Annotated in this window: 7 protein-coding genes; all 7 read left to right on the top strand. The window is 63.3% G+C overall.

Annotated features, from left to right (window positions below; translation table 11 throughout):
* Window positions 1-339: 339 nt before the first annotated feature.
* The 7 genes from M0D64_RS30380 to M0D64_RS30350 all read left to right on the top strand — a co-directional run bounded on the left by M0D64_RS30380 (window position 340) and on the right by M0D64_RS30350 (window position 7,979).
* A complete protein-coding gene (locus M0D64_RS30380; protein ID WP_266260476.1) occupies window positions 340-858 on the top strand; it encodes a (2Fe-2S)-binding protein in 519 nt (172 codons plus the stop codon).
* A 10-nt stretch (window positions 859-868) separates the two neighbouring features.
* Complete coding sequence (locus tag M0D64_RS30375) at window positions 869-3,250, top strand: xanthine dehydrogenase family protein molybdopterin-binding subunit (RefSeq protein WP_266260475.1); 2,382 nt, start codon at window positions 869-871, stop codon at window positions 3,248-3,250.
* 22 nt (window positions 3,251-3,272) lie between these two features.
* Complete coding sequence (locus M0D64_RS30370; protein WP_266260474.1) at window positions 3,273-4,070, top strand: xanthine dehydrogenase family protein subunit M; 798 nt, start codon at window positions 3,273-3,275, stop codon at window positions 4,068-4,070.
* Window positions 4,071-4,238: 168 nt separating this feature from the next.
* Window positions 4,239-5,126: a MoxR family ATPase gene (locus tag M0D64_RS30365; RefSeq protein WP_054037965.1), complete on the top strand. Its 888-nt coding sequence runs from the start codon at window positions 4,239-4,241 to the stop codon at window positions 5,124-5,126.
* Window positions 5,127-5,131: 5 nt separating this feature from the next.
* A complete protein-coding gene (locus M0D64_RS30360; RefSeq protein WP_266260479.1) occupies window positions 5,132-6,394 on the top strand; it encodes a VWA domain-containing protein in 1,263 nt (420 codons plus the stop codon).
* A complete protein-coding gene (locus tag M0D64_RS30355; protein WP_266260473.1) occupies window positions 6,385-6,981 on the top strand; it encodes a CoxG family protein in 597 nt (198 codons plus the stop codon). The genes M0D64_RS30360 and M0D64_RS30355 overlap by 10 nt, the downstream gene beginning before the upstream one ends.
* Complete coding sequence (locus M0D64_RS30350; RefSeq protein ID WP_266260472.1) at window positions 6,954-7,979, top strand: XdhC family protein; 1,026 nt, start codon at window positions 6,954-6,956, stop codon at window positions 7,977-7,979. Before M0D64_RS30355 ends, M0D64_RS30350 begins: the two co-directional genes overlap by 28 nt.
* The last annotated feature ends 778 nt before the right edge of the window (window positions 7,980-8,757 follow it).

Raw genomic sequence — 8,757 nt, 5'->3', positions numbered from 1 at the left:
GCACAGGGGCAACGCTAATAGACCACTAACAATTCAAGGAAAGGCCAACGCCCCAAGAACACGGACAAAAGCGCCGCGCAGGCAACCACCCCCCACCGAAGGCAAAGAAACTAAAACCGGCGCCGCCAGGCAATCCCCAGCCCGACCGGGCAAAAAACAAACCATACCCCGCCGAGCAGGCACACAACCCAATAGCGCCCCCACCCAATTTGTGCTTTACTTTTCGGCAGACCCATAAAAAAACAGCAAACCCGCAGCACCCTAATCGGACCCCACGAGCAGGCAGCTGAAGGCAGGAAAAAACAAAGGTCCGGTTTCACCCCATAAGGAGACAACTTCATGGCGATCAGCATCAGTCTGACGGTGAACGGCGCGCCCATCAGCGCCTCAATCGACCCCAACACCCTGCTTGTCCAGTTCCTGCGCGATCAACTTCGCCTAACAGGAACGCACGTCGGCTGCGACACCGCCCAGTGCGGCGCATGCACGGTCCACCTGAACGGCCGCGCAATCAAATCCTGCAACATCCTCGCGGTCCAGGCCGAAGGCGCAACCATCACCACCATCGAAGGACTCGCCAAAGATGGCGCCCTGCACCCGATGCAAGCCGCCTTCAAACACTGCCACGGCCTGCAGTGCGGTTTCTGTACGCCCGGCATGGTGATGAGCGCGGTCTCGCTCGTCGAGCGCCAACCCAATCTCACCGGCGACGACGTGCGCGCCCAGCTCGACGGCAATCTCTGCCGCTGTACGGGCTATCACAACATCGTCAAAGCAGTGCTCGAAGGCGCCGAAGGCATGAAGTCCGCCGGCACGGTCAACACCAACGCCGCGGCCACTGCGCCAGCCACCGCCTGAGGAGCCGACGATGAACGCACCCGACACCCACCTCATCGGTACTTCCGTCGAACGTAAGGAAGACTATCGTTTCCTCACCGGCAACGGTCAGTACACCGACGACATCGTCCTGCCGCAGCAAACCTATGCGGTATTCCTGCGCTCGCCGCACGCACACGCAAAAATCAACAGCATCGACACCACCGCCGCCAAACAGTCGCCCGGCGTCGTCGCGATCTTCACCGGCGCGGACATGGCCGCGGACAACGTCGGCGGACTACCGTGCGGCTGGCTGATTCACAGCACCGACGGCAAGCCGATGAACGAGCCGCCACATCCAATCATCGCGCACACGAAAGCGCGCCACGTCGGCGATCAGGTCGCGCTCGTCATCGCCGACTCGATCAATGCCGCGAAAGACGCCGCCGAACTGATCGAGGTCGATTACGACGTGCTGCCGGCCGTAGTCGATACCGCGCACGCGTCCGATCCGGGCCAGGCCGCGGTTCACGACGAAGTTCCGGACAACGTCTGCTACAACTGGGGCCACGGCGACAAAGCCGCGACCGACGCCGCCTTCGCGAAAGCCGCGCACGTCACCACGCTCGACATCGTCAACAACCGCCTGATCCCGAATGCGATCGAACCGCGCGCGGTCAACGCAAGCTACTCGGTGCAGGACGACAGCTACACGCTCTACGTCGCGAATCAGAATCCGCACGTGGAACGCCTGTTGATGGCCGCATTCGTGCTGTCGCTGCCGGAATCGAAACTGCGCGTCATCGCGCCGGATGTCGGCGGCGGCTTCGGGTCGAAGATTTTCCTGTACGCCGAAGATGTCGCGCTGACGTGGGCATCGAAGAAAATTCGCCGTCCGATCAAATGGACCGCCGAGCGCTCGGAAGCCTTCGTATCCGACGCGCACGGCCGCGATCACGTGACCAAAGCCGAACTGGCGATGGACGCCGACGGCAAGTTCCTCGCAATGCGCATCCACACGATCGCCAACATGGGCGCGTATCTGTCGACCTTCGCGTCGAGTGTGCCGACCATTCTGTACGCGACACTGCTCGCCGGCCAGTATGCGACGCCCGCCATCTACGCCGAAGTGAAAGCGGTCTTCACCAACACCGTCCCGGTCGACGCCTACCGCGGCGCCGGCCGTCCGGAAGCAACGTACGTGGTCGAGCGTCTGGTCGAAACCGCCGCACGTGAGATGAAGCTCGATCCGGCCGAAATCCGCCGTCGCAACTTCATCCGCGAGTTTCCGTACGCGACGCCGGTCGGCCTCACCTACGATACCGGCGACTACGACACCACGCTAAACCGTGCACTCGAACTCGCGGACGTGAAAGGCTTCGCCGCGCGCAAGCAGGAATCCGAAAAGAACGGCAAGCTGCGCGGCCTCGGCTACTCGTGCTACATCGAAGCCTGCGGTCTGGCGCCGTCGAATATCGCCGGGGCATTGGGCGCACGCGCCGGGCTCTTCGAAGTCGGCCAGATTCGCGTGCATCCGACAGGCTCGGTCACCGTGTTCACCGGCTCCCACAGCCATGGCCAGGGGCATGAGACAACCTTCGCGCAAGTGGTCGCGGACCGGCTCGGCATCGCGCTGGAAAGCGTGGAGATCGTTCACGGCGACACGGGCCGCATTCCGTTCGGCATGGGCACGTACGGTTCGCGCTCGATCGCGGTCGGCGGCTCGGCGATCATGAAGGCGCTCGACAAGATCGAAACCAAGGCGAAGAAAATCGCCGCGCATCTGCTGGAAGCCGCAGCAGAAGACATCGAGTTCAAGGACGGCGTGTTTCGCGTCGCGGGCACCGATCGCACCAAAGCATTCGCCGAGATATCGCTCGCCGCCTACGTGCCGCACAACTATCCGCTCAACGTGCTCGAACCGGGTCTTGAGGAAAGCGCGTTCTACGATCCGAGCAACTTCACATATCCGGCCGGCTCCTACATCTGCGAAATCGAGCTCGATCCGGAGACCGGCGTCTGCCGCATCCAGCAGTTCACCGCGGTCGACGATTTCGGCAACGTGATCAATCCGATGATAGTCGAAGGCCAGGTGCATGGCGGGCTCGCTCAGGGTATCGGGCAGGCGATGCTGGAGCGCTGCGTGTACGACAAGGAGAGCGGCCAGTTGCTGTCCGGCTCCTATATGGACTACGCGATGCCGCATGCGTCCGATCTGCCGAACTTCACCGTCGAAACCGCGAAGGGCACACCGTGCACGCACAATCCGCTCGGCGTGAAAGGCTGCGGCGAGGCGGGCGCGATCGGCTCGCCACCGGCGGTCATCAACGCGATCCTCGACGCGCTCGCGCCGCTCGGCGTGACCGACCTGCAAATGCCGGCGACGCCGCATCGCGTATGGTCTGCGATCCAGGCTGCCAAGCAACCCCACTAAGATCCTGAGCGGAGCATTCGACATGTATTCATTCGAGTATCAACGCGCGACGGATCCGAAAGCGGCCGCCGCAGCCATCGCCGCCGACAGTGAGGCAAAGTTCATCGCCGGCGGACAAAGCCTGTTGCCCACCATGCGTCTGCGGCTCGCGCAGCCGTCGCAACTGATCGACGTGACGCGAATTCCCGCGCTCAAATCGATCACCGTCGATGCCGGCAAGGCGACGATCGGCGCAGCCGTATGCCATGCGGACGTCGCGGATCACGGCGAGCTTCGGCGCGTGCTGCCGGCGCTCGCGGACCTCGCCGGGCACATCGGCGATCGCCAGGTGCGCGCGCTCGGCACCATCGGCGGTTCGCTCGCGAACAACGATCCGGCCGCCTGCTATCCGGCTGCTGCGATGGCCTTGGACGCGACCATCGTCACCGATCGGCGACGGATTTCGTCGAGCGATTTCTTCGTCGGCATGTATGAGACCGCGTTGGCGCCCGACGAGTTGATCGTGGCCGTCGAGTTTCCAGTGCCCGAGCGCGCGGCCTACGTGAAATTCGAGAATCCGGCGTCGCACTTTGCGCTGGTCGGCGTGTTCGTCGCGAAGTTCGCAAACGGTGTACGCGTTGCGGTGACAGGAGCGGCGTCTTCGGTATTTCGCGTGCCGGACCTGGAAAGCGCGTTATCGGCGAATTTCACACCCGAGGCCGCGCGAGCGGTAACCGTATCCGAAGCCGACCTGAACACCGACATGCACGCGAGCGCCGAATACCGCGCGCATCTGATTCCGGTGTTAGCCGGGCGAGCGGTGGTGAAGGCAAACGGTTAGCGATCCTTGCAGTTCGCGGCTGGCGCCTCGGCGGAGTGCGTCAGCCGTGTTCGATCACGCACGCGGTGTGGCTCGACGCTCGCGCTCATCCGCTCCGTTCCGCCGACGGTATGAGTGACACGAGCGAACGCGCCGTTTTGCTCTTCACCATGCAGAGTCAGGAGCACCATGCAGCCTGCTTCAATCGACGACACGCTTGCACAACTCGCCGCCCAAAACTACTTCGCCAGCCGCGAACTCGCGACCGCGTTGTATCTCGCCCTGCGCATGGAGCGGCCGTTGTTCGTCGAAGGCGAGCCAGGCGTCGGCAAGACCGAACTCGCCAAAGCCGCGGCGGGGATGCTCGGGACCTCGATGCTGCGGCTGCAATGCTACGAAGGACTCGACACCGCCAGCGCGCTCTATGAATGGGACTACCCGCGCCAGATCATGGCGCTGCGTCTGGCCGAAGCTGCCGGCGAGCGGCCCGGCAACGACACGCTCTATCGCAGCGAATTCCTGTTGAAGCGTCCGCTTCTGCAGGCGCTGATGCCCGACGAAAATCATCCGGGCGCGCGGCGTGTGCTGCTTATCGACGAGATCGACCGCGCCGACGAACCGTTCGAAGCGTTTCTGCTGGAGCTGCTGTCGGACTTCCAGGTATCGATTCCCGAATATGGCACGGTGCGCGCAGAGCAGCCGCCGCTCGTCGTGATGACGTCGAACCGCACGCGCGAAGTGCACGACGCGTTGAAACGCCGTTGCCTGTATCAATGGATCGGCTATCCCGAGCGCGATCGTGAACTGGAGATCGTCGCCGCGCGCGCGCCGCAGACGTCGGTTGAATTGCAACGGCGTGCGGTCGATTTCGTGCATCGACTGCGCGGCATGGATCTGTTCAAGGCGCCTGGTATCGCCGAAACGATCGACTGGTGCCGCGCTTTGGAAGCGTTGTCGGTAACGGAACTCGATCCGCAATCGGTGCAGAACACCCTGGGTGTGCTGCTCAAGTATCAGGACGATCTGGCGCGCATCGACGCCGCGCAGATCGCGCAATGCCTCGCGACTCCGGGATGACGGTGATGACCGCCTCCGCCGATACTTCGAGCGCGTCGGCCGCACCGATCGATACGCCCACGCTCGCCCACAACGTCGTCCACTTTGTGCGTGTGCTGCGCGGCGCGGGCTTGCCGATGTCGCCGGCGCAAGCGGTCGACGCACTCGCCGCGTTGCACTGGATCGACCTCGGCCGGCGCGACGATGTGCGCGCCGCGCTCGCCACGCTCCTCGTCTCCGCGCCAGACGAACGCGACCTCTTCAACGCCGCCTTCGATCTGTTCTGGCGCGACCCGGATTGGGAAGGCAAGCTGCGCGCGCTGCTGTTGCCGAAAGTCCGCGATGGGTTGCCGCCACCCAAACGCAACAACCGTCTCGCCGACGCGCTTGCCGTGCGCACGCCACCGTCGCCGCACAGCAAGGCGCCACAGGAGACCGAACAACACGAACTACGCGCGCACGTCACGTTCAGTGCTGATGAGCGGCTACGTCATCGCGATTTCGAGACGCTTTCCGCTGACGAATGGCGGACGTTGCGGCATCTGATCCGCGGCCAACGTCTGCCGCTTGCCACCGAACCGACGCGCCGCCTGAAGGCCGCGTCGCACGGCACGCATGCCGATTTGCGCGCGAGCGCACGGCAAGCGGTACGCGCCGGTGGCGACTGGACGGTGTGGAAGTATCGCGCGGTAGTGGAACGCAAACCGCCGCTCGTGTTGCTGCTGGATATCTCCGGCTCGATGAGCAGCTATCCGCGCGCGGTCCTGTACTTCTGCCACGCGCTTCTGCAATCGCGTGAGCGCCTGCAGGTGTTTCTTTTCGGCACCCGCCTGACCAACGCGACGCGCGCGCTGCGCGAGCGCGATCCCGACGTGGCGATCGCGATGCTCACCGATCAGGTGGTCGACTGGTCGGGTGGCACGCGGATCGGCGCGGCGCTTGCCGAATTCAACCGGCGCTGGGCACGTCGCGTGCTGACCGGCAGAGCCACGGTGCTGCTCGTCACCGACGGCCTGGATCACGAAGCGATCGACGTGCTCGACACCGAAATGGCCCGCCTGCGCCGCTTCGCACACCGTATCGTGTGGCTCAACCCGCTGCTGCGTTTCAGCGGTTTTTCACCGAAAGCGCGCGGCGTGCAGGCGATCCTGCCGTACGTCGACGCACATCGCCCGGTTCACAATCTGGACAGTCTGACGGCGTTCGGCCGCGACCTCGCGCAACTCACGCGCGCGCCTCGTTTGAGCGTCTGCGCCACGACAACTGCAGGAGCAACGCCATGGAATTAAATGAGACCCATATGCTGCCGGTTTCCCAGCAGCGCGCGTGGGATGCGCTAAACGATACCGAAATCCTGCGCGCGTGCATTCCCGGCTGCGAAAGCATCGACCCGGATGGCGAAAATGCGTATGCGGTGGTGTTGAGCGCTTCGGTCGGTCCGGTGAAGGCGCGCTTCAAAGGGCGTATGCTGCTGACCGACATCGAGGCGCCGAACAGCTACACCATCGTTTTCGAAGGTCAGGGTGGTGCGGCGGGCTTCGGCAAGGGCAATACGCGCGTCACGCTCGAACCCGAGGGCGACGCCGCGACGAAGCTCACGTACACGGCGACTGCACAGGTCGGCGGCAAGCTCGCCCAGATCGGTTCGCGGCTGGTCGACGGCGCAGCGCGTAAGCTCGCGGGCGAATTTTTCAAGCGCTTCGGCGCGCAGGTCGGTGGCGATGCTGACGGTACGACGGCTCCGGATGACGGCGTCACTGCAGTAACTGAAGCAGCGGCGCAAAATACGGAATCGGATGACGCTGCGGACACTGAGTCCGGCAGCGACGGAACCAAAAGGAAGAAATCATGGAGAGCGTGGATCTCGAAGTTCTGAAGTCCAGTGCACGTTGGCTGGAAGAGGGACATCGCGCGCTGCTGGTGACGGTGGTGAAGACGTGGGGCTCGTCGCCGCGTCCCGAGGGCGCGATGCTCGCGGTGCGTGACGATGGCCTCGTGGTGGGTTCGGTATCGGGCGGCTGCATCGAAGACGACCTGATCGACCGCGTGCGGCAAAGGGGTATTGAGCAGACACGCCCGGAGGCGGTGAAGTACGGCATTACCGCGGAAGAAGCGCATCGCTTCGGCCTGCCTTGCGGCGGCACGATCCAACTGGTGCTGGAGCCTTTGACGCCGCAAAGCGGCATTGCCGATCTGTGCCATGCGGTGGAGGACGGCCGTCTGGTGGCGCGTGAAGTCGACATGGTGACGGGCGCGGTACGGCTCGATGCGGCGCTGGCAACCGACGGCGTGCATTTCGACGGCGAGCGTTTGCTGACGATTCACGGCCCGCGTTACCGGATGCTGGTGATCGGTGCGGGGCAGTTGTCGCGCTATTTGTGCAACATCGCGGTTGGGCTCGACTATCAGGTCACCGTATGCGATCCGCGCGAGGAGTACACCGAAGAGTGGAGCATTCCCGGCACGAAGATCGTGCGGACGATGCCGGACGATACGGTGATCGACATGAAGCTCGACGAGCGGTGTGCGGTGATTGCACTGACGCATGATCCCAAGCTGGATGATCTCGCGCTGATGGAGGCGTTGAAGACGCCGGCTTTTTATGTGGGTGCTTTGGGGTCGAGAAGGAATAATCAGGCGCGGCGCGAGCGGTTGAAGGAGTTCGATCTGAACGATGCCGAGTTGGCCCGGCTGCATGGGCCGGTTGGGATTTATATTGGCAGCCGGACGCCGCCTGAGATTGCTGTTTCTATTCTTGCTGAGGTTACTGCGGCTAAGAATGGGGTTTCGTTGCCGACTTTGTTGCAGGTTGAGGGGGCTAAGGCCGCGCGGGAGATTGCGGCCTCTGGGGGTGGGGCTGCTTGTAGTGTTTAGTTGCTTTTTTTGCCTGCTCGGCGCTTTTTGTCAGTGTTCTTAGGGTGTTGGCCTTTCCTTGAATTGTTAGTGGTCTATTAGCGTTGCCCCTGTGCGGGGCGGCACCTACTTCTCTTTGCCGGCTGCAAAGAGAAGTAGGCAAGAGAAAGCAGCTCAAACCGCTACTGCTAAGTGGGCACCGTGGCTCGCACAGGGTAGTGGTGCATCTGGAATCCGTGTTCTCGCACATTCCGCGTTAGTGACAAAGGACTCATCAGCTCCCACTCCGCACTACGTGCGTCGCGGACGGGTCTGCATGGGAAACCACCGGCTTCGGTTGAGCGCGGTCGGAGCCATCGGCTTCGCCTCGGCGACGCGCTCCTGCACGTCGCCGGGAACCCCGCCTCAATGATATGTCGCGTACCGCAATCACCGTCCTGGTCACGATCACAGTCGCGGCTGCGATGGGCGGTTGCAGTTGCCGCTCCAATCGCAATCGCGGTGGTGGCGGCGGTGCAATGATGAGCCACGGTCGGTGGCGAGGCGTGAGCGTCACAACGTAGGGGGTGGTTTGAAGAAGTACTCGTCGGCGCGCGCAGCGCCGCCGGAAGTATGACGCCCTTGTCACAAGCGCATGCAGGTGCACGAACCCAGATTCCAGATGCACCACTACCCGCAGCAGACCACGGTGCCCACTTAGCAGTAGCGGTTTGAGCCGCTTTCTTTTGCCTACTTTTCTTTGCGGCATGCAAAGAGAAGTAGGTGCCGCCCCGCACAGGGGCAACGCTAATAGACCACT

It is taken from the genome of Paraburkholderia sp. WS6, from assembly GCF_030464835.1.
In the GTDB taxonomy this organism is placed as follows: Bacteria; Pseudomonadota; Gammaproteobacteria; order Burkholderiales; family Burkholderiaceae; genus Paraburkholderia; species Paraburkholderia madseniana.
This window is presented reverse-complemented; position numbering and strand designations above follow the sequence as displayed.